Below are 22594 nucleotides of genomic sequence, written 5' to 3'. Positions count from 1 at the left end.
ATACGGCTCTTACGGGCTGCACTGCCTTCACCGCCAACAGGTCAACACCTTCTGCAGCTCGTCCGGCGCGTCCATGAAGTCGTAATGGCCGCCGCCGACGACCCGGAATTCGACCGAATCCGAGTACTGACGCCACCCCTGGAGCTCTTCGAGGCTGACGTCGGGGTCGTCCTGCCAGTGCAGGACGACGATGGGGCAGTCCACCTTGACCGGCTCCGGCCGCCGGTACGCGCCCGCGGCGGCGTGGTCGCGGAGCAGCACGAACATGCCCATGTCGATCATGTCCGGCCGCGGCTCGATCCCGCGGCTGCGGATGAACGACTCCAGCTCGGCGCGCAGCTCGGGCTCGGACATGGTGAGCATCCGGTCGCGCGAGGCGTCGTGCGGGGCCGGCTGGCCCGACACGACGAGGCGGTCCGGGCCGCGCAGGCCGAGTTCGGCGAGCCGCAGGACGGTCTCGTAGGCCGGTATCGCGCCCGCGCAGTGCGCGAAGAACGCGTACGGGCGGTCGAGCAGCGGCTCCAGCGGTTCGACCAGGCTCGCGGCCAGGTTCTCGTAGGTGCCGTAGTGCGGGTGGCCCAGCCGGTTCTCGCGGCCGGGGAACTGCACCGGGCAGATCTCGGCGTCGTCGATCGCGGCCGGCCAGGCGCTGAACGCCGAAGCCCCGGAGCCGGAGAAGGGGAAGCAGAAGATCCGGGCGGGGTGGTCGGCGGACGGCGGCCGGACGAACCACGGCGAGGCGGCGGTGGTGGAGCCGGTGGTCATGGCGTCTGCCGTTTCTTGCCGACGATGGGGAGGTGGGTCATGCCGGCGATGAAGTACGACCGCAGGTGCTGCGGTTCGCCGGCGAGCTCGATCGATTCGAAGCGCTGGAGCAGTTCCTCGAAGAAGATGCGCAGCGTCATGCGGGCCAGCGGCGCCCCGATGCAGAAGTGCGTCCCGAAGCCGAACGCGGCCTGGCGCTTCGCGCCTTCGCGCGTGATGTCGAACGTGTGCGGGTCGGGGAACAGGGACTCGTCCCGGTTGGCCGAGCCGATCCACGCCACGACCGCGCCGCCGGCCGGGATCACGCCCCCGCCGATCTCGACGTCGTCCACCGCGTACCGCATGAAGTTGCACGCGGCCGAGGTCCAGCGCAGCCCTTCCTCGACCAGGTTCGGGACCAGCGAGAGGTCGGCCGCCGCCTTCTCGTACTGCACGGGCCGCTCGATGAGCGCCTGCACGGTGCCCGAGACGGTGTGCGGCGTCGTCACGTTGGCGCCCAGGAGGATGCTGTAGCCGTCGAGGGCGATCTCCTCGTCGGAGAGCGGCGTGCCTCCCGGGGCGACGCTCATGAGGTGGTGGAGCAGGCTTTCGCCCTCCTCGCCGGTCGCCCGGCGGGTCTTGACCCACTCCTTGACGTAGGTGACGAGCTCGTGGTGGGAGATGGCCAGGGTCGCGGCCTCGCTGCCCAGCTGGAAGTGCGGGTCCGAGGGGGCCGTCACCATCGCGGTCAGCTGGACGAGCTCGGCCCAGTCCTTCTCCGGGATGCCCAGGAGCGGGCCCGTGACCATCGCCGGGAGGAGGAGGGCCTTCTCGGCCAGGTCGAAGGTCTCGCCGTCGAGCGCCGGCTCGAGGAAGCCCACGACCGTGCGCCGGATGGAGTCCTCCCAGGACTTCACGGCGCGCGCGGTGAGCTTGGAGCCGAGCGGGCGGCGGACCTCGGTGTGCCGCGGCGGGTCGGTGGACGTCATCAGCACGCCGGCCGCGACGTCGTCCGTCCCGAGGTGGGTGGGCACGGTGCCGCGCTCGGAGGTGAACTCCCGGTGGTCGCTGAGCACGCGGCGGACGTCCTCGTAGCGGGTCACCGACCAGAACTCGCGGCCGTCCGGCAGGACCTGGTGGTGCAGGGGCCGCTCGGCCCGCATCACGTCCCAGATCGGGTGCGGATCGCCGGACGTGTAGAGGTCCAGGTCGAACAGGTCGACGCTGGCGAGGTCGATGTCGCGCCCGGGACCGGGCGTCAACCTCACGCCGCCGCCCTCCCCTGTTCGATCAGCTCGGCGACCCGGGCCGGGGTCTGGGCCAGGTAGAAGTCGCGCACGGACAGCTGGACGCCGTAGTCCTGCGACACCTGATCGATGATCTTGATTCCGGTCAGCGAATTGCCGCCGAGCGTGAAGAAGTCGTCTTCCACCCCGACCTCGGGGCAGTCGAGGAATTCCCTCCACAGCTCGGCGATTTCCTGCGCCAGCGTCGATTCCATTGCCACTCTTTCCTTCCTCCGCCGACCGGGAGTGCCCGCCCGCGTCATTTTCGGCCCGGTCTCCGGACCGTCACCGCCATCACGACCACTGGGGCCCTTTTGCACCGTCCCGCCGGCGAGACAGATTGTTCGAATGGCCGAATCGAGTGTGGCGTGAATGCGCGACCGCTCACACCGTGTTGGTGGTCTCCGGTGCTCTTCGGCCGCTGGGGTTGAGCGTGGACCGGCGAGCCTGCACGCGACGCCCCTGTCCCGCCGGCGGGACAGGACAAGTTCGCCGGCGGCCCGTGTCGCCCCGGCACCGGCGTTCCTTGACCGGCTGATCCGCGTTCAGTGAACGTGGACGTGATTTAACGACGTTAGAGGCGCACTGGAACAGAGGGGGCAACGACGTGGGAAACACCGGCTTCGACACGGACGTGGTGATCGCGGGCGCCGGGCCGACGGGCCTGATGCTCGCCTGCGAGCTGCGGCTGGCGGGCGCCGATGTGGTGGTGGTCGAGCGGCTCGCGGAACGGACGGGCGAGTCGCGAGCCGGCGGGATCCACTCGCGCACCCTGGAGGTGCTGGACCAGCGCGGCGTCCTGGACCGCTTCCTCGCGGCCGGCGAACTGCAGCCGGTCGGCCATTTCTCCGGCCTTTATCTGGACTTCGACGAGTCGGAGTCGAGGCACCCCTACCCGCTGATGATCCTTCAGTCCGACATCGAGCGGCTGCTGGAGGAGTGGGCCGGCGAGCTCGGCGTGCAGGTCCACCGCTCGTCCGAGGTGAGCGGGATCCGCCAGGACCAGGACGGAGTGACGGTCGAACTGGTCACGGCGGACGCGGCACCGGTGACGCTGCGCGCCCGCTACCTCGTGGGCTGCGACGGCGGGCGCAGCACGGTGCGCAAGCTGGCGGGCATCGACTTCCCCGGCACCGAGGCGACGATGACCGCGCTGATCGGCGACGTCGAGCTCCCCGACCTGCCCGAGGACTACGTCTGGGTGCGGCGCTGTGCGGGCGGCGACTACTCGGCCATCGCCTTCGAGCCGGGCTGGTACCGGGTGATCACGTCCGAGTACGACCGCGTCGCGGACCGCGACGAAGCGCCGACGTTCGAGCAGCTCCGGGAGTCCCTGATCAGGGTCGCGGGCACCGACTTCGGCATGAACAGCCCGCGGTGGGTCTCCCGGTTCAACGACGCCGCGCGCCAGGCCGCCGAGTACCGGCAGGGCCGGGTGCTGCTCGCGGGCGACGCGGCGCACATCCACTTCCCGGCCGGCGGGCAGGGGCTGAACATGGGCGTGCAGGACGCGGTCAACCTTGGCTGGAAGCTCGCCTCGGTGGTCCGCGGCCGGGCGCCCGAGAGCCTGCTGGACAGCTACCACGCCGAGCGCCACCCCGTCGGGGAGCGCGTTCTGCACAACACCCGGGCGCAGTCCGCCCTGGCTCGCCCCGGCGCACAGACGGACGCGCTGCGCGAGGTGTTCGGCTCGCTCATGGTGTTCGACGACGTCAACCGGCATCTGCGTCTCATGCTCACCGCACTGGACATCCGGTACCCGGTCGACGTCGACCACCCGCTGGCGGGCCGCCGGGTGCCCGACGCCGACCTCAAGACGCCCGAAGGCACCATCGGCGTCTACGACCTGCTGCACGCCGCCCGCCCCGTACTGCTCGACCTGAGCGGCAGCGCCGCGGTGGCGGACGTCGCCAAGGGCTGGGCCGATCGCGTCGACCTCGTCGAGGCGCGGAGCGAGGACGACCAGTGGGCCGTCCCGGCCATCGACCAGGTACCGGCTCCCTCCGCGCTCCTCATCCGCCCCGACGGCCATGTCGCCTGGGCGTCCGACGGAGGCGCGCCCGACACCTCCGCGCTCCGGACCGCCCTCACCACCTGGTTCGGTCCGGCCCTGCAGGGCTGAGGGACGACAAGACGGCGGCCGCCAAGACCCGTTCGGGGTCTTGGCGGCCGCCGTCGGTCATTCGGCCAGCTTGCGGTTGATGACTTCGAACACTTCCGCCACGGCTGCGGGCATGTTCATCTCGTGGTGCGTGGCGTGCACGTCGTGCACCTCGATGGAACCGGTGACGTACGGCCGCCACAGGTGGTCGTACTGCTCGTCCTGGAGCGTCGCGCTGAAGAAGAGCACGTCACCGCCGTAGACGGGCGACTCGAACGTCATCATGAGGTTCGAGTTGTTGGCCAGCACCTTCGACATGGTGTCCAGGAAGTCCTGCCGGTTGTCGGTGCCGATGTACTGGCCGAAGAAGTCCTCGAGCTCCGACCGGTATTCCGCCAGGGTCTTGTTGGCGTGGATCTCCGTCCATCCGTGGCCGCCGGGCTGGGAGTCCAGGATGGCCACGAGGGCGATCTCGTGCCCGAGCTTGTCCAGCGCATGCGCGACGGCCTGGACGACGGTGCCGCCGTAGGACCAGCCGACCAGCTGGAAGGGTCCTTCCGGCTGGAACTTCAGCATCTCGCTGACGTAGTCGTCGACCATCTCCGCCACGGATCCCACCAGCGAGTCCACGCCGTCGGAGCCGCGGGACTGCAGGGCGTACGCCTTCCGGTCCTGCACGTGCGTCACGAAGCTGAAGTACGCCCAGCCCAGCCCGCCTCCCCCGTGGAAGAACCACATGGGCTCCTTGCCCGTGCCGGGATCGCTGTTCAGCGGCAGTACGACCGCGAACGGGTCGTCGTTGTCCATGGGAGTGCCGATGAGCACCAGCGAGGCCAGCTCGGCCACCGTGGGGAACTTGATGATCGTCCTGATGGGGATCTCGACGTCGAACTCCTTGCGGATGCGGACGCTGAGCCGGGTGGCGAGCAGCGAGTGCCCGCCGTGCGTGAAGAAGTTGTCGTGGATGCCGACCTTCTCCCGGCGGAGCAGCTCGGCGAAGAGGGCGCACAGTTTCTCTTCGTGGGCGTCGCGCGGCTCGCCGCCGACCACGGCGGGCGTGTGCTCCGCGGGCAGTGCCCGCCGGTCGAGCTTTCCGTTCGGGGTCAGCGGGATCTCCGCCAGCGGGATCAGCGCGGAAGGCACCATGTACTCCGGCAGCCGCCCGCGCAGGTGCTCGGACAGCTCGGCGAGCAGCTCACCGGCCGACCCGTCGGCCGCGGCTCCGGCCGCGGCCGACGGCACCACGTAGCCGACGATGCGCTTGTCGCCTTCGTGGTCCTCGCGTACGACGACCACCGCCTGCGCCACACCGGGGTGGCGGGCCAGCGCGTTCTCGATCTCGCCCAGCTCGATGCGGAAGCCCCGGACCTTCACCTGGTGGTCGGTGCGCGCGATGTACTCGAGCCGGCCGTCCCTGTCCCACCGCACCAGGTCCCCGGTGCGGTACATCCGCGCGCCGGCGGGTCCGAACGGACACGCCACGAACCGCTCGGCGGTCAGCTCCGGCCGGCCCTGGTACCCGCGGGCCACCCCGTCACCGGCGATGTACAGGTCGCCCTGGACCCCGCGCGGAACCGGTCGCAGCCGCGAGTCGAGCACGTACACCTGGGTGTTCCCGATCGGCGTCCCGATCGCCGGCGCGCCCGCCCCCGCCTTCACGGGCGCCATGGTGGACCACGTCGTCGTCTCGGTCGGGCCGTACCAGTTGCCCACTTCGGCGGCCTGCTCCGCCAGCGTCTCGGCCAGCCGGGCCGGCACGGCCTCCGCGCCGGTGATGATCCGCAGGCCCTGCGCGGCGTTCGGCTCGTGCGTCAGCAGCATCTGCCAGAACGCGGGCGTGGCCTGGACCACGGTGACCCCGTGGCGGCGTATGAACGCCATCATGGCCGACGGGTCGGTGACGGTGTCCTTCTTCGCCATGACCATGGTCGCGCCGGCGACGAAGGGGAGGTACAGCTCGGTGTTCGCCATGTCGAACGAGACCGTCGTGCTGAACAGCATCCGGTCGGCGGGCGACAGCGGGAACCGCCGCTGCGTCGAGGCGATGAAGTTCGCGAGCGCGCCGCGCGGGACCGCGACCCCCTTCGGGGTGCCCGTCGACCCCGACGTGTAGATGACGTACTGGGTGTTCTCGGGACGGACGAACACCTCGGGTGCCGCATCCGGATACGCCGAGCAATCCGCGCCGGCCAGCATCTCGGCATCGAGCACGAGGACCGGATCCACCTGCTCGAGGATGAAGTCGATCCGGGAGCGCGGGTGCTCCGGGTCGAGGGGAACGTAGGCTCCGCCGGCCTTCAGCACGGCCAACAGCGCCACCATCAGGTTCACGGTCCGGGGCAGGCAGACGGCGACGAGCGATTCGGCCCGCACCCCGCGGTCGGCCAGCCAGTGCGCCAGCCTGTTGGACCGCGTGTCCAGCTCCCGGTAGGTGAGCGATTCGTCCTCGCCGATGACGGCGAGTGCCTCGGGTCTCTCCTCGGCGCGTCTTCGCACGGCGTCCGCCAGGCCCTGCTCCAGGGTCGGCTCGACGGTGTCGTTGACCTCCTCCAGCAGCCGCTCCCGCTCCCCCGCGATCAGCACGTCGACGTCCCCGACGCACACGCCCGGGTCGGCGACCAACTGCTCCAGAACGCGCGCGAAGCGGGCGGCCATGGCCTCGACCGTTTCCCGGTCGAACAGCTGTGTCACGTACTGGATGTCGCCCCGCAGCGCCCCCGACTCGTCCAGGGCCATGCTGAAGAACAGGTCGACCATCGCCTTCGAGGTGAGGGCCTGTACGAACTCCACGTCGAGCCCGGGGAACTCGAGGACCGGCTTCTCGAAGTTCTGCCAGCCGCACATCACCTGGAACAGCGGGCGGTACGCCGTGGAGCGGTCGGGGTTGATCGCCTCGACCAGTACGTCGAACGGCACGTCCTGGTGCTCATAGGCCGCCAGTGCCTTGTTCCGCACCTGCGCGAGCACGTCGGCGAACGACGGGTTCCCGGCGAGGTCCACGCGCAGCACCAGGTTGTTGACGAAGCACCCGACCAGATCGGCCAGCGCCTCGTCGGTCCGCCCGGCGATCGGGGTGCCGACCGGTATGTCCTCCCCGCCGCCGAGCTTGCTCAGCAACACCGCCAGCGCGGCATGCATGACCATCGACATGGTCGTTCCGCGGTCGGCTGCCAGCTTCTCCAGCCCGGCCGCCACCTCCGGCTCCACGCTGAAGCCGACTGCGTCGCCGTGCGTGGTCGCCTCGACGGACCGGGGGCGGTCCAGCGGCAGGTCCAGCGGCTGCGGTACCCCGTCCAGTTCCTCGCGCCAGTAGGCGATCTGCGCCGCGCCGAGGCTGTCCGGGTCGGCGAGGTCGCCGAGCACCTCGCGCTGCCACATCGTGTAGTGCTGGTACTGGACGGGCAGCGGCTCCCACTGCGGTGCCCCGCCGTCCCGGCGGGCGGTGTAGGCGGCGGCCAGGTCCCGTGCCAGCGGGGCGCCCGAGCTGCCGTCCGTCGCGATGTGGTGGACGACCAGGACCAGGACGTGCTCCTCGGGCGAGCAGCGCAACAGGGTCGCCCGGAAGGGGATTTCGGCCGCCAGGTCGAACCCGTGCGCCACGGCCTGGTCGATCGCGCCGGGCACGCCCTCGGAAGCCACCTCGACCACCGACAGCCGCGTCTGCTCCCCTGCCTGCGCCATCGGCAGGATCCGCTGGTGGGGCTCGCCTTCGTCGTCGGTCACGTACGTGGTGCGCAGGATCTCGTGCCGGTCGACCACGTCGCCGATCGCCGCGGCGAGGGCGTCCTGGTCGAGGGGGCCGGTCAGCCGCAGCGCCGACGGCATGTTCCAGGTCTCCCCGCCCTCCAGTTGGTGCATGTACCAGTAGCGGCGTTGTGCGAATGACAGCGGAACCATTGCTTCACTCCTTGAGGATCGACTGGCCCAGGCCTCAGGGGACACGGAGCAGCCATTCCTCCGCCCACGCAGCCACCTGTGGCAGGTCGAAGAACGTGCGGGGCTTCCCGCTCCCCGGCTCGGCGAAGGTGCAGCCGATCAGCCGGGTGGGGAGCGGAAAGTGCCCGCATGGTGCGAAACATGGAGCCGCCCCGGCGACACGTGGTGCGCCGAGACGGCTCGGGAGGGGATGCTGACCAGCTGCTGTGAGCTGGTCGGGGTCACGCTCTCTTCTTGAACGTGGAGATCGCCCACACGTAGCCGAGGAGAGCGATGCCGACGCACCAGGCGACGGCCGCGATCGCGTCGCCGCTCGAGGGGTTGCCCGCGAGCAGCCCGCGCAGCGTCTCGATGATCGGGGTGAAGGGCTGGTACTCGGCGAACTGGCGCACACCGGCGCCCATCGTGTCCGCGGGTACGAAAGCGCTGCTCAGGAACGGCAGCATGATCAGCGGCACGGCGCCCAGGCCGGCCGACTCCGCGGTCTTCGCGGCCAGCCCCATGGCGACCGTGAGCCAGCCGGCCGCGATGCTGAGCAGGACGATGATGCCGACCACGCCGAGCCAGTCGACGGCGCTCGCCTTGGGGTCGAACCCCATGAGGAAGGCCACGCCGATGATGGCCGCGCAGCCCACCAGGGCGCGCACGGCGGTGATGACGACGTGCCCGGTCAGCATGGCGCCGCGGGAGACGTCCATGACCTTGAACCGGTTGATGATGCCCTTGGTCATGTCGGAGTTCACGGCCGTCGCGGTGGCCCCCAGGCCGTAGCTGATGGCCATGACGAGCAGACCCGGCGTCACGTAGTCGATGTAGTGGTCGCCGACGCTGAACGCGCCGCCGAACACCTTGACGAACATCAGCATGATCACGATGGGGAACAGGACCGCGTTGAACATCGTGATGGGGTTGCGCACGTTGTGCTTCAGGTTGCGGCGCAACATGATGGACGAATCGGCGAACGGCGTCGAGACAGTGCTCACTGTGCGATCGCCTCCTTGCTCAGGTGCTCGGTACGCGTGGGGTCAGGGTCGGTCAGGGCGAGGAAGACGTCGTCGAGGTCCGGCCGCTGGACGGAGAACTCCTGGGCGTCGAGCGAGTGCGCGTCGAGCTGGTCCAGCAGGACCCGCAGCGACCTCGTCTCACCGTCGCTGGCCACCCGCAGGGTCAGCTCCTCGTCGTCCCGCACGGACCCGGTCAGCAGGCGCGCCGCCGCGTCGAGTTCGTACAGGTCGGCGAAGCGGAACCGGATGTGGGTGCCGGGGATCTGGCGCTTGAGCTCCTCGGGGGTGCCCTGGGCGACCAGGCGGCCCCCGTTGAGCACCGCGATCTGGTCGGCGAGCTGGTCGGCTTCCTCGAGGTACTGGGTGGTGAGGAAGATGGTGGTGCCGTCGGCCACGAGCTCGCGGACGATCCCCCACATCGTGCGCCGGCTGCGCGGGTCGAGGCCCGTCGTCGGCTCGTCGAGGAAGATGATCTCCGGGTTGCCGACCAGCGTCATCGCCAGGTCCAGCTTGCGGCGCATACCGCCGGAGTAGGTCGAGGACAGCTTGTCGGCCGACTCCACCAGGTCGAAGCGCTCCAGCAGCCGCGCGACCACCTGGTCACCGCCCCGCACCCGCTTCAGGTCCGTCATCAGCTGCAGGTTCTCGCGGCCCGACAGCAGATCGTCCACCGCGGCGAACTGACCGGTCACGCCGATGGCCGCGCGCGCCTGCTTGGTCGCGGTGGCCACGTCGTGCCCGGCGACGCGCACCGTACCGGCGTCGGCCTTCATCAGCGTCGTGAGGACGTTGACCGTCGTCGTCTTGCCGGCCCCGTTCGGGCCGAGCAGGGAGAAGATCGATCCTGCGGCGACATCGAAATCGATGCCGTCGAGGACGACCTTGTCGCCATACGCCTTGCGCAGCCCTGAAACTGCAATCGCTGAACTTCTCATTCCTCCACTTTCCTCTCCGGGCCTGTCACGCACCTGTCACATCCCTGACACGGCGTTCGACAAGATCGCCAGGGCCAGAGGACCGCTCATTCCCTGAGCAAACCGATCCCGCCCTAACGACCGCGGGCGGACTCCGCCTCGATCACGTCCAGCACCTCACGGCCGAGATCGACCAGATACATGTGATCGCCCGGAAACTCCACATAACTGAATTCCGCCGTGGTCGACGCCTGCCACTGCCGGGCCTCTTCCGCCGTGACCAGTCCGTCGGAGGCGCCGCGCAGCGAGGTGATCGGGACCGTCACGAGTTCGTCGGTGCTCGGGACGTAGTTCTCGTGCATTTCGCAGTCGGCCTGCAGCACGGGGAGAATCAGTTCCCGCATCTCCGGGTGGTCGAGGGCCTCGTGCCGGAACCCCGCGAACTCCTCGACCCTGGCGAGGAACTCCTCGTCCTGGAGCCCGGTGGCCCGCCGTTCGCGCTGGGTCCACGGCCCGGGTGAACCGCTGACGACCAGCCGCTCGACCTGCACGCCGCGCGCGGTCAGCAGGTGCACCAGCTCGTACGCGAGCACCGCGCCCAGGCTGTGCCCGAACAGCACGACCCGGGCCCCCTCGCCGAGGTCCGCGACGACCTCGTCGATCGAGCCCTTGGCCGCCTCGACGACGTTCCGGTACGGCTCCTCCAGGATCTTCCGCTCCCGGCCCGGGAGGTCGACGGTGGTGACGCGCCACCGGCCGGCGGCCGGCTCCCGCCAAGGGTGGAAGAACGAAGGACCTGCTCCCGCGAACGGCACGCACAGCAGCGTGGCCTGGTCCCCGTGTTCCGCGGACATGCCGGGCTCTGTCACCCCGACCAACCCCAATCATCCATTCGATCGTTTGTTGAACAGCTCCGGCACATGGATGTCCGGTCGCTACGCCAGCTTGCCGCTGACGACCTCGAAGAATTCGGCCACGGGCGCGGGCATGTGCATTTCGTGGTGCGTTGCGTGCATCTCGTGCACCTCGAGGGAACCGCCGACGTACGGGCGCCACAGGTGCGCGTACGACTTCTCCTCGAACGCCGCGTTAAAATACAGCACGTCGCCGCGGTAGACCGGAGATTCGAAATCCATCATCCGGTTCGTGTTGTTGGCCATGACCTTCGACATGGTGTCGAGGAAGCCCTGCCGGTTGCCCATCCGGATGTACTGGCTGAAGTCGTCCTCGAGTTCGGCCCGGTAGTCCGAGGACTCCTTGCCGGCGTGTACCTCGGTGAACCCGTGCCCACCCGGCTGGGCGTCCAGGACGGCCACGAAGGCGACCTCGTGGCCGAGCCGGTCGAGCGCGTCCGCGACGGCCTGCACGATGGTGCCGCCGTAGGACCAGCCGATCAGGTTGAACGGCCCCTGCGACTGGATCTTCAGCATCTGGGAGACGTAGTCGTCGATCATCTCCTGCACGGAGCCCGCCAGCGTGTCCACGCCGTCGGAGCCGCGGGACTGCAGGGCGTAGGCCGGCCGGTCCTGCAGGTGCAGCACGAAGCTGTAGTACGCCCAGCCCAGCCCGCCGCCGCCGTGGAAGAACCACACCGGCGCCTTGCCCGTACCGGGATCGCTGTTCAGGGGCAGCACGACCCCGAACGAGTCGGCGTCGTCCGCGGGGACACCGCCGGCGAGCATCAGCGCGGCCAGCTCGGCCACCGTCGGGTACTTGATGACCGTCCTGATGGGGATGTCGATGTCGAACTCGTTGCGGATGCGGACGCTGAGGCGGGTGGCCAGCAGCGAGTGCCCGCCGAGTGCGAAGAAGCCGTCGTCGATGCCGACCTTCTCCAGGCCGAGCAGCTCGCTGTAAAGAGCGCACAGCTTCTGCTCGAAGGCGTTGCGCGGCTCCCGGCTGACCACGGTGTTCGTGTCCTCCGAGGGCAGGGCCCGCCGGTCGAGCTTGCCGTTCGAGGTCAGCGGGATCTCCGAAAGCGGAATCACCACGGAGGGCACCATGTAGTCCGGGAGGCGCTCGCGCATGTACGCGGACAGCTCGGCGAGCAGCTCACCGGTCGACCCGTCGCCGGACTCGGGCACCACGTAGCCCACGATGCGCTTGTCGTCCTCGTGGTTCTCGCGCACCACGATCACCGCCTGCGCCACGCGCGGATGCCCGGCCAGCACGTTCTCGATCTCGCCCAGCTCGATCCGGAAGCCCCGGATCTTCACCTGGGTGTCGGCTCGGCCCACGTACTCCAGCTGACCGTTCCGGCTCCAGCGGACCAGGTCGCCGGAGCGGTACATCCGCTCGCCCGGCACGCCGAAGGGGCACGCGACGAACCGTCCCGCGGTCAGCTCCGGCCGGCCGTGGTAGCCGCGGGCCAGGCCGTAGCCCGCCACGTACAGCTCGCCGGTCACGCCGGTGGGCGCGGGCAGCAGGTTCGAGTCCAGGACGTAGGCGCGCAGGCCCGGGATGGCGGGGCCGATCACGCTGGCGCGGAAGCGGGCGGCGGAGTTCTCGTCGAGGTCGATGCGGGTGACGTGCACCGTGGTCTCGGTGATGCCGTACATGTTCACCAGCACCGGCGCGTCGGAGGCGTGGCGCTGGTACCAGTCCGCAAGGCGGTTCAGGTCGAGGGCCTCGCCGCCGAACACCACGTACCGCAGCGCCAGGTCCTGGCCGGGAGCATCGGCGTCGGCCTGGACGAGCTGGTAGAAGGCCGAGGGCGTCTGGTTCAGGACGGTGACCCGCTCGCGGGCGAGCAGCTGGAGGAAGTCGGCCGGGGAGCGGGAGACGTCGTAGGGGACCACGACCAGGCGTCCGCCGTGCAGCAGCGGCCCCCACAGCTCCCACACCGAGAAGTCGAAGGCGTAGGAGTGGAAGAGGGTCCACACGTCGTCCGCGCCGAAGGCGAAGTCCTCTGCGGCGCTGAAGAGACCGACCACGTTGCTGTGCGGGATCAGCACGCCCTTGGGGCGGCCGGTCGACCCGGAGGTGTAGATCACGTACGCCGGGTGCTCGGGGCGCAGGGCCGTGCAGCGCTCGGCGTCGGTGAGGTCGGCGGCCGTCTCCTCGGCGAAGGCCCCGGCCCGGTCGAGGTGCACGAGCGGGAGGTCCTGGTCCAGCCCCTGCGCGGCAGCGTTCGAGCTGGTGGTGACCAGCAGGACCGGCTGGGCGTCCTGGACCATGTACGCGATGCGGTCGGCCGGCGAGTCGGGGTCGATCGGCAGGTAGGCACCGCCCGCCTTGAGCACCGCGAGCAGCGCGACGACCAGCTCGGCCGAGCGCTCCAGGCAGACTCCGACCAGGGACTCGGGGCCGACGCCCTGGGCGACGAGGTGCCGCGCGAGCCGGTTGGCCCGGGCGTTGACCTCGCCGTAGGTGAGCGTGTCACCCTCGTGGGAGACGGCGACCTCGTCCGCCCGCTGCGCCGCCTGGCGTTCGAACAGCTCGACCAGGGTGACCTGGGGGATGTCGTGGCCGGCGGGGTTCACGTCCCGCACCAGCCGCACCCGCTCCGCCGCGCTCAGCACGTCGACGTCGCCGATGCGCACGCCCGGATCGGCGGCCAGCTGCTCCAGCACCCGGACGAGCCGGGCGGCGATCACCTCGGCCGACTCGCGGTCGAACAGCTGGGTCGCGTACTGGAGGTCGCCCTGCAGCGCGCCCGACTCGTCCGCGGTCAGGCTGAAGAACAGGTCGACCATGGCGGTCGACGGGATGGCCTGCTCGAACTTCACGTCGAGCCCGGGGATCCCGAGGTCCGGCTTCTGGTAGCTCTGCCAGGCGAACATCACCTGGAACAGCGGCTGGTAGGACGCGGAGCGCTCGGGGTTGATGGCCTCGACGAGCAGGTCGAACGGGACGTCCTGGTACTCGTAGGCCGTCAGTGCCTTGTCCCGCACCTGGGCGAGCAGCTCGGTGAACGTCGGGTTGCCGGACAGATCCGCCCGCAGCACCTGGGTGTTGACGAAGAAGCCGATCAGATCGGCCAGCGCCTCGTCGGTCCGCCCGGCGATCGGCGAGCCGATCGTCAGATCGTCGCCGCCGCCGAGCTTGCGCAGCAGCACCGCCAGCGCACCCTGAAGGACCATCGACATGGACGCACCGCGCTCGTCGGCGAGCTTCTGCAGCCCGGCCGCCACCCCCGCCGGCACGGAGAGGCCGATCGTCTCGCCGTGCGAGTTCGCCTCCGCGGGGCGCGGGCGGTCCGTCGGCAGGCTCAGCGGCTGCGGCACGCCGTCCAGCTGCTTGCGCCAGTACTCGACCTGCTGCGCGGCGAGGCTTCCCGGGTCGGACACCTCGCCGAGCACCTCGCGCTGCCACTGCGCGTACTCCTTGTACTGCACGGGCAGCGGCTCCCACTGCGGCGCCTGGCCGTCCTGGCGGGCGGCGTAGGCGGCGATCAGGTCCCGCATCATCGGCGCGCTCGAGCTGCCGTCCGAGGCGATGTGGTGGACGACCATGACGAGGACGTGCTCCTGGGGGGAGCAGCGCAGCAGGTGCGCCCGGAAGGGCAGTTCGCCCTCCAGGTCGAAGCCGTGCGAGACGGCCTCGCCGATCGCGCGGGACGTGTCCTCGGGCGCCACGTCGGCCACCTGAACCCGGGGCGAGGCCTCCGCCACGGTCAGGATCCGCGAGTAGGGCTCTCCGTCGTCATTCGTCGCGTACGTGGTTCTCAGGATCTCGTGCCGGTCGACCAGGTCGCGGATCGCCGCGACGAGGGCGTCCTGGTCCAGGGATCCGGTCAGCCGGAAGGCGGCGGAGATGTTGTAGGTCGCCGCCCCTCCTTCCAGCTGGTGGAGAAGCCACATACGGCGTTGTGCGAATGACAGCGGAGTCATCACTTCACATCCTTAACGATCATCTGGCGCAAGCTGGGCCGTCGCGGAGCGGCCGACTCTTCCGACCAGGCGGCGAGCGCGGCCACCGTCGGCAGGTCGAAGATCTTCCGGATGGGGATCTCGATCCCCAACTCGGCGCGGGCGCGGCTGATCAGCCGAGTCGCGAGCAGGGAGTGCCCGCCGAGCTCGAAGAAACCGTCGTCGATGCCGACCCGGTCCACACCGAGCACCTCGGCGAACAGCTTGGCCAGGGTCTCCTCGCGGGGAGTTCGAGGCGCTCTGTAGGCGGCGCCGTTGTACTCCGGTTCGGGCAGCGCGGCGCGGTCCAGCTTGCCGTTCGGGGCGAGCGGCAGCCGGTCGAGGACCATGAAGGCGCCCGGCACCATGAAGTCCGGCAGCCGCTCGGAGACGAAGCCGTGCAGCTCCTTCCGCGACAGGGCCGAGCCGTCGGCCTTCGTGCCGTCGCCGGTGGCGACGGGTACGACGTACGCGACCAGCTGCTTGCCCGAGCTGCCGGCGCGCCCGTCGCAGGCGATGACGACGGCCTGCGCGACCCCGGGGTGCGCGGTGACCGCGGCCTCGACCTCGCCGGGCTCGACGCGGAAGCCGCGCACCTTGACCTGCGCGTCTCCGCGGCCCGCGTACTCCAGCCGGCCGTCGGCGTTCCAGCGCGCCAGGTCACCGGTGCGGTACATGCGCGAGCCGGACGGGCCGAACGGGTCGGCGACGAAGCGCTCTGCGGTCAGTTCGGGGCGGCCGTGGTAACCGCGGCCCACGCTGCCGCCGACGTACAGCTCGCCGACAGCGCCGGGCGGCAGCGGGGTCAGGCCCGGGCCGAGGACGTAGGCCCGCATGTTGCCGAGCGGGGTGCCGACGGGCGTGCTGCCCGTCCCGGCCGGCATGTCGCCGTGGACGGCGAAGGTGGTGGCGTAGAACGACTCGCTCTGCCCGTAGGCGTTGACGACCCGTACGCCCGGGAAGGCCTTGCGCGTCTTCTCCACGAGCGACGAGGGCAGGGCCTCGCCGGCGAAGACGACCGTCTCCACGCTGGTGCGGCCGGAGATCTCGTCGACGAGTTCGGCGAAGGCGGACGGCACGGTGGAGATGACGCTGCCGCTCCAGCCCTCCCGCTCGCCCAGGACCAGGACGTCCCGGACCACTTCGACGACGCCGCCGCAGGCGAGGGTCGTGAAGATCTCGAACGCCGAGACGTCGAAGTTGACCGAGGTGCCCGCGAGGAGCCGCTTGCCCGGCTCCATGCCCACGTGGGAGGCGAGCCGCAGCACGCCGTTGACCACGCCCGCGTGGGTGATGGCGACGCCCTTGGGCTTGCCCGTGGAGCCGGAGGTGTACATGACGTACGCCAGCTGGTCCGCATGGAGCGCCAGTCCAAGGCCCGTGTCGTCCCCGGACAGCTCGAGCGTGTCGAGGAAGAGGTCCGGGGCGTCGTGCTCCGGCAGCACCGCGACCGTCGTGGAGTCCGTCAGGACCAGGCGCGGCCGCGCCTCCTCGAGGATGGCCTCGAGGCGGTGGCTGGGGTACTTGGGGTCGACCGGCAGGTACGCGCCGCCCGCCTTCAGCACCGCGAGCAGGGCGACCACCAGGTCGGCCGACCGCGGCAGCGACACCGCGACCACCGACTCCGGGCCCACCCCGCGTCCGGCCAGTTCGCGCGCCAGGCGGTTGGCCCGGGCGTCCACCTCGCGGTACGTGAGCGACTCGCCCTCGGCGACCACGGCGACCTCGTCCGGGGTCCGCGCCGCCTGTGCCTCGACGAGCTCGTTGATCGCGACGTCCGGAGTGGGGACGGCCATGTCGTTGAACTCGATGAGCAGCCGGTCGCGTTCGGCCGGGTCCAGGATGTCGATCTCGGCGACCTTCAGGTCGGGGCCGGCCGCCAGCTGTCGCAGGATCCGCACGAGGCGGGCCCCGAGCACCTCCACGGCGTCCTGCTCGAAGACGCCCTGCGTGTACTGGAGGATGAAGTGGAGGTGCGGGTCGAGCGCCGCCATCAGGGTCAGCGGGTAGTTGGTGCCCGTGGCCGCGCGCAGGCCCGTGAAGGCGATCCCGTCCGCGGCGTCGGAGGCGGCGCCGATCCCTTCCTCGTCGACCGGGTACGACTCGAAGACGACCAGCGTGTCGAAGAGGGACTTCAGGCCGACGGACTGCTGGATCTCCGTGAGCCCGTGGTAGTGGTGGTCCAGGAGCCGGGCCTGCCGGCCCTGCAGCCGGGTGAGGACCTCGGCGAGGGTGTCGCCGGGCCCGTACTCGACGCGTACGGGAAGGGTGTTGATGAACATCCCGACGATCGAGTCGACGTCCGTCACCTCGGGCGGGCGCCCGGAGACGGTGGCGCCGAGCACCACGTCCTGGCGGCCGGTGAGCTGGCCGAGCAGCAGCCCCCAGGCACCCTGGACCAGGGTGTTGACGGTGACGCCCAGCTCGGTGGCGCGCCGGCCCAGGGCGCGGGCCTCGTCCTCCGGGAGCGTGATGTCGACCTGGCCGACCCCCTCGCCCCCGCCTTCGGCGCCGGGAACGAGCAGGGTCGGCTCCTCGACGCCTGCCAGCTCGGCCGCCCACACCCGGGCGGTCTCCTCCTGGTCCTGGCGGGCGCGCCAGGACAGGAAATCGCCGAAGTCGCGGGTCGCGGGCAGACCGGCCGGGTCGCCGTGGGACGCGTAGAGCAGCAGCAGGTCCCGCATGAGCAGGGGCATGGACCAGCCGTCGATGAGCACGTGGTGGGCGGTCATCACGAGCTCGGCGCGGCCGTGCTCGAGGACGGCGAGCGCCACGCGGATCAGCGGCGGGGTGGCCACGTCGAAGTGGGCGCCCCGGTCATCGGCGAGGAACGCCTCGAACCGCTCGGTCCGTTCCGCCTCGTCGAGGGCGGTCAGGTCGAGGTGCTGCCACGGCAGTGACACCGTCTCCGGCACCACCTGCACCACGTCGCCGTCCGCCCGGTTGACGAACGCCGCGCGGAGGCTGGGGTGGCGCGCCAGCAGGGCCTGCGCGGCCCGGTGCATCCGCTCCGGGTCGACCTCGCCGGACAGGTGGAAGACCAGCTGCATGTGGTAGGCGTCGAACTCGGCGCCGGACAGCATCGTGTGGAACAGCATCCCGGACTGCACCGGGGTCGTCGGCCAGATCCGGCACAGCTTGCCGAACTGCCCCTCCCAGGTGTCGATCTCCTGCTGGCCGACCTCGACCAGGGGCGCGTCGCTCGGGGTCAGGCCGCCGGCCTCGGGGGCCGCGGCGTGCCGCGCCAGGGCGGTCAGTGCCTCGACCCACAGGCCTGCGAGCTCGGTGACCTCGTCGCGGGTGAGCACGCCGGTCGGGAAGCCGAAGTAGGCGGTGAGCTCGTCACCGGCGGCCACGGCGTTGATCTCCAGCGCCGACAGCACCGGCATGTCCGCGTCGGGCGCGGCGATCAGGTCCTGGTGCGTGGTGTCCGGTGCCCAGCCGAGGCCCCGCAGCTCCTCGGGGATGTCCGCGCTGGACGCCCGGCCCAGGTAGTTGAAGCCGATCCGCGGCTCCCGCCGTCCGGCGAGCGCGGTGGCGGTCTCCGTGTTGAGGCGGCGCAGCAGGCCGTAGCCCATGCCGTTGTCCGGGACGGCGCGCAGCTGCTCCTTGACGGCCTTGACCGCCCGGCCGGCGGCGGGGCCGCCGGCGAACGCGTCCGCAAGGTCGATGCCCGCCAGGTCCAGCTTCACCGGGTACATCGCGGTGAACCAGCCGATCGTGCCGGACAGGTCGGCACCGGGCACGAGGTGGTCCTCGCGGCCGTGGCCTTCGAGCCGGACCAGGGTCGAGTCCCCGGACACGCCGCGCGTCCGGCGCCACTGCGCCAGCGCCAGCGCCAGGCCGGTCAGCAGCCCGTCGTCGACGCCGCCGCGGAACACCGCGGGCACCGTGTCGAGCAGCGTCGCGGTGACGTCGGCCGGCACCTGGATGCGTACGGTGTCCACGGTGGCCGTGACATCGCGCGCCGGGTCCACGTCCCGGGCGCCGAGCACGGGCTCCTCGCCGCTGAGCATCTCCTGCCACACGGGCAGTTCCGCCACCCGCTCCGGGGTGGCCGCCTCGTCGGCCAGGGCGTGCATCCACCGGCGCAGCGAGGTGCTCTGCGGGGCCGCTTCCGGGGCGAGGCCCTCGCGGATCCGCTTCCACGCGGCGGCCAGGTCCGGCACCAGGATGCGCCAGGAGACGCCGTCGACGACGAGGTGGTGCAGCACGATCAGGAGGCGGTCCGCCTCCGCGGGGGAGGTGAGCCACACGAACTGGGCCATGACGCCCGCGTCCGGGTCGAGCCGGTCCGCGGCCGCGTCCAGCTCGGCCTGCAAGTCGGCGTCGGCGTAGCGGACCTCGTGCACGAGCGCGCCGGCGTCCAGGCTGCCGGCGGGCTCCATGCGCAGGCCCGGCTCCGCCCGGTCGAGGCGGGAGCGCAGCACGTCGTGCCGGTCCAGCACGGCCTGGAGGGTGGCGACCAGACCCGTGCGGTCGATGCCCTCGGGCAGGGTGAGCAGCGCGGACATGCAGAACCGGCCGATGCCGCCGCCGAGGCCCAGCACGTGCGCACCCGTCGGGGGCAGCGGAGCCCAGCCCACGCCGCCGCCCGGCAGCTCGGCCAGGACGACCCGCTCCTCTTCCTCCCGGCCCTCGACCAGTTCCGCGAGCCGGGCGACCGTGCGCTGCTCGAAGATCTCCCGCGTGCTGACCACGACGCCGCGCGTCTTGGCGCGCGCCACGACCTGGATCGAGCGGATGCTGTCGCCGCCGCTGGTGAAGAAGTCGTCGTCGACGCCCACCTGCTCGGTGCCGAGCACGTCCGCGTACACCTCGGCCAGGACCCGCTCGGCCTCGCTGCGCGGCGCCCGGTACTCGGTACGGGCGAACTGCGGCTCGGGCAGCGCGGCCCGGTCCAGCTTGCCGTTCGCGTTCAGCGGCAGCCGGTCCAGCACCACGATCAGCGCGGGCACCATGTAGTCCGGGAGCCGCTCGGCCACGAACCGCTGCAGGTCCGTCGCGGAGAGCGCGCCGGCCGGGGCGGCTTCGCCGTCGGCGGCGCCCGCCGGCGCCACGTAGCCGACGAGCCGCGCGGTGCCGGTGTGGTCCTTGCCGACCGTGACCACGGCCTGGCCGACCGCGGGGTGCCGGGCGAGGGCCGTCTCGATCTCGGTCGGCTCGATCCGGATGCCGTTGACCTTCACCTGGCTGTCGGCGCGGCCCGCGTACTTCAGCCGGCCGTTCTCGTCCCACTGGGCCAGGTCACCGGTGCGGTACATGCGCGCGCCGGCAGGGCCGAAGGGGCAGGCGACGAACCGCTCCGCGGTGACGGCGCCGTTGCCGTGGTAGCCGCGGGCGATCGGACCGCCGACGTACAGCTCGCCGATCACTCCGGGCGCGACCGGGGTGAGCTCCGGCCCGAGCACGTAGGTGCGCATGTTGGCCAGGGGCGCTCCGACCGGTACCGCACCGGTCCCGTCCCACTCCTGCGGGAGCGTGTACGTGGCGGCGTAGAAGCTTTCCGTCTGTCCGTAGGCGTTGACGACACGGACGCCGGGCAGGGCGCGGCGCACCTTGCGGACCAGGTCGGCCGAGAGGGCTTCGCCCGCGAAGATGACGGTGTCCACCTCGAGTTCGAGGCTGCCCGGGGCATCGGTGATCTGGTCGAGCAGCGCGGAGAACACCGCGGGCACGGCGCTGATGGTGGTGCCGGACCAGCTGCCGCGCTCGGCGAGTTCGAGCACGTCGCGGACGACCTCGACGCTCGCGCCGGTGGTCAGCGCGGTGAAGATCTCGAACACGGAGACGTCGAAGTTCACCGAGGTCGCGGCGAGCATCCGGGAGACCGCCCCGACCTGCACGGTCCGGCGCAGGTCCTGCACACCGTTGACCACGCTGCCGTGGGTGATGGCGACGCCCTTGGGCGTCCCGGTCGACCCCGACGTGAACATCACGTAGGCCAGGTTGTCCGGTCCGATACGGACGTCCGGGGCCGGGGCGGCCCGGCCGTCGAGACTCAGGTCGTTGAGGTGTAGTACCGGCTGCCGGCACTTGGACACGGTCGGCGCCGTCTGGTAATCGGTCAGCACCAGTGCGGGGTCGGCCGTGTCGAGCAGCAGGTCGACCCGCGCGGCCGGGTAGTTGGGGTCGATCGGCAGGTAGGCGCCGCCGGCCTTGAGCACGGCGAGGAGCGCGACCACCAGGTCCGCGGACCGCGGCAGTGCGACGGCGACCAGGACGTCCGGCCCGACACCGCGATCCCGCAGGACCGCGGCGAGCCGGTTGGCGCGGGTGTCCAGGTCCCGGTACGACAGCGTGGTCGGTCCGGACACCACCGCGGTCGCGTCCGGCGTCCGCGCCGCCTGAGCGGCGACGAGCTCCGGCACCGTCGTGCCGCGCACCGGTTCCGTCGTCTCGTTCAGCTTGGTCAGCCAGGTGCGTTCGGCGTCGGTGAGTACGTCCACCCCGCCGAGCCGCGTCCCGGAGTCGGCGACCACCTGGCGCAGCACGCGCACGTAGCGGTCGACGAGGCTCTCGGCCGTGGCGTGGTCGAACAGCTCGGTCGCGTACTCGAGGCGCCCGTACGCGCCCCCGGCCGGGGCCGGGACGATGTTGAAGAACAGCTCGAACTTCGCGGTACCGGTGCCGGCCGGGACGGGGGTGATGCGCAAACCCGGGGTCTCGATCTGCGACCACTCGAACTGCCAGGCCAGCATGACCTGGAACAGCGGCTGGTAGGCGGTGGTGCGGTCCGGGCTGAGCAGCTCCACCAGGCGCTCGAACGGAACGTCCTGGTTGTCGTACGCGGCGAGGGCCCGGTCGCGGACCTGGTCGAGCAGGTCGCCGAACGAGGGGTTCTGCGAGAGGTCGACGCGCAGCACCCAGGTGTTGGCGAAGAAGCCGATCAGGTCGTCGAGCTGCTCGTCGGCGCGCCCCTCGATCGGGCTGCCGATGGTCAGGTCGTTCCCGGCGCCGAGGTGGTGCAGGAGCACCGCGAGCACGGCCTGGGCGACCATGGGCGCGGTGGCGCCGTGCGAGGCGGCGAGCTTGCCGACTCCGGCGAGGAGTTCCGGCTCCAGCTCGAAGTCGACGTGGCCGCCGCGGTGGTCGGCCGCCGTCGGCCGCGGCCGGTCCAGCGGGAGCTGGACCGGCTGCGGGATCCCGGCCAGTTCGGTGCGCCAGTAGTCCAGCTGCGCCGCGGCGACGCTGTCCGGGTCCTCCTCGTCGCCGAGGACCTCGCGCTGCCACAGCGTGTAGTCCTTGTACTGGATCGGGAGAGGAGTCCACTGCGGCGCACCGCCCTGCCGGCGGGCGTCGTACGCCGCCAGCAGGTCCCGCATGAAGGGCGCCATCGACGCCCCGTCCGCGGCGATGTGGTGGATCACGAACACCACCACGTGCTCCTGCGGGGAGATCCGCAGCACGGTCGTCCGCAGGGGGAGTTCCGTGTCGAGGTCGAAGCCTTCGCACGCGGCCTCGGCGGCCGCAGCCTCCGCCGCGTCCGCGGCCACGTCGACCACCCGGAACTGGAGGGCGGCCTCCTGCGCGGGCACGATCCGCTGCTCCGGGGTGCCGTCCGCGTTCTCGGCGATCAGGGTGCGCAGGCTCTCGTGCCGGGTGACGACGTCCGTCACCGCCGCGGCCAGGGCCGCCGTGTCCAGCGGCCCGTCCAGGCGCAGCACGAACGGGATGTTGTAGGTCGCGGACGGGCCTTCCAGACGGTGGAGGAACCACAGCCGACGCTGTGCGAAGGACAACGGGATCATCGACGTAC

General features: G+C 71.1%; 10 protein-coding genes. 1 reads left to right on the top strand and 9 read right to left on the bottom strand.

The window, feature by feature from the left end; genetic code table 11:
• Positions 1 to 27: 27 nt before the first annotated feature.
• Genes OG299_RS41375 through OG299_RS41365 form a run of 3 tightly spaced genes read right to left on the bottom strand, consistent with a single transcriptional unit; the run spans position 28 to position 2245 of the window.
• The gene (locus OG299_RS41375; protein WP_327364840.1) at positions 28 to 765 is read right to left on the bottom strand and encodes a thioesterase II family protein; all 738 of its coding nucleotides are present in this window, start codon (positions 763 to 765) and stop codon (positions 28 to 30) included.
• A complete protein-coding gene (locus OG299_RS41370) occupies positions 762 to 2012 on the bottom strand; it encodes a cytochrome P450 (RefSeq protein ID WP_327364839.1) in 1251 nt (416 codons plus the stop codon). Before OG299_RS41370 ends, OG299_RS41375 begins: the two co-directional genes overlap by 4 nt.
• Complete coding sequence (locus OG299_RS41365) at positions 2009 to 2245, bottom strand: phosphopantetheine-binding protein (protein ID WP_327364838.1); 237 nt, start codon at positions 2243 to 2245, stop codon at positions 2009 to 2011. The genes OG299_RS41370 and OG299_RS41365 overlap by 4 nt, the downstream gene beginning before the upstream one ends.
• 452 nt (positions 2246 to 2697) lie before the next feature.
• On the opposite strand from OG299_RS41365, the gene OG299_RS41360 reads away from it, so the two are divergent.
• On the top strand, positions 2698 to 4152 hold the full coding sequence (locus tag OG299_RS41360; RefSeq protein ID WP_327365004.1) for an FAD-dependent monooxygenase: 1455 nt from the start codon (positions 2698 to 2700) through the stop codon (positions 4150 to 4152).
• 57 nt (positions 4153 to 4209) lie between these two features.
• Here the strand turns inward: OG299_RS41360 and OG299_RS41355 are convergent, their stop codons facing one another.
• From OG299_RS41355 to OG299_RS41330, 6 genes are all read right to left on the bottom strand, one after another.
• Positions 4210 to 8028 (bottom strand): non-ribosomal peptide synthetase, encoded by a 3819-nt coding sequence (locus OG299_RS41355; protein WP_327364837.1) that lies wholly within the window; start codon positions 8026 to 8028, stop codon positions 4210 to 4212.
• A gap of 260 nt (positions 8029 to 8288) precedes the next feature.
• On the bottom strand, positions 8289 to 9050 hold the full coding sequence (locus OG299_RS41350) for an ABC transporter permease (RefSeq protein ID WP_266636579.1): 762 nt from the start codon (positions 9048 to 9050) through the stop codon (positions 8289 to 8291).
• Positions 9047 to 10006 (bottom strand): ATP-binding cassette domain-containing protein, encoded by a 960-nt coding sequence (locus tag OG299_RS41345; RefSeq protein WP_266636581.1) that lies wholly within the window; start codon positions 10004 to 10006, stop codon positions 9047 to 9049. The genes OG299_RS41350 and OG299_RS41345 overlap by 4 nt, the downstream gene beginning before the upstream one ends.
• Before the next feature lie 113 nt (positions 10007 to 10119).
• Positions 10120 to 10839: a thioesterase II family protein gene (locus OG299_RS41340; protein ID WP_327364836.1), complete on the bottom strand. Its 720-nt coding sequence runs from the start codon at positions 10837 to 10839 to the stop codon at positions 10120 to 10122.
• 81 nt (positions 10840 to 10920) lie between these two features.
• The gene (locus OG299_RS41335) at positions 10921 to 14817 is read right to left on the bottom strand and encodes a non-ribosomal peptide synthetase (protein WP_327364835.1); all 3897 of its coding nucleotides are present in this window, start codon (positions 14815 to 14817) and stop codon (positions 10921 to 10923) included.
• Positions 14817 to 22586, bottom strand: coding sequence for a non-ribosomal peptide synthetase (locus OG299_RS41330; protein WP_327364834.1), 7770 nt, complete (start codon positions 22584 to 22586; stop codon positions 14817 to 14819). The genes OG299_RS41335 and OG299_RS41330 overlap by 1 nt, the downstream gene beginning before the upstream one ends.
• Positions 22587 to 22594: the final 8 nt, after the last annotated feature.

Origin of the sequence: Streptomyces sp. NBC_01296, from assembly GCF_035984415.1 — a bacterium.
GTDB lineage: Bacteria > Actinomycetota > Actinomycetes > Streptomycetales > Streptomycetaceae > Streptomyces.
Note: the sequence above shows the minus strand (reverse complement) of the source record. Positions and strands in the feature narration are given on the sequence as shown.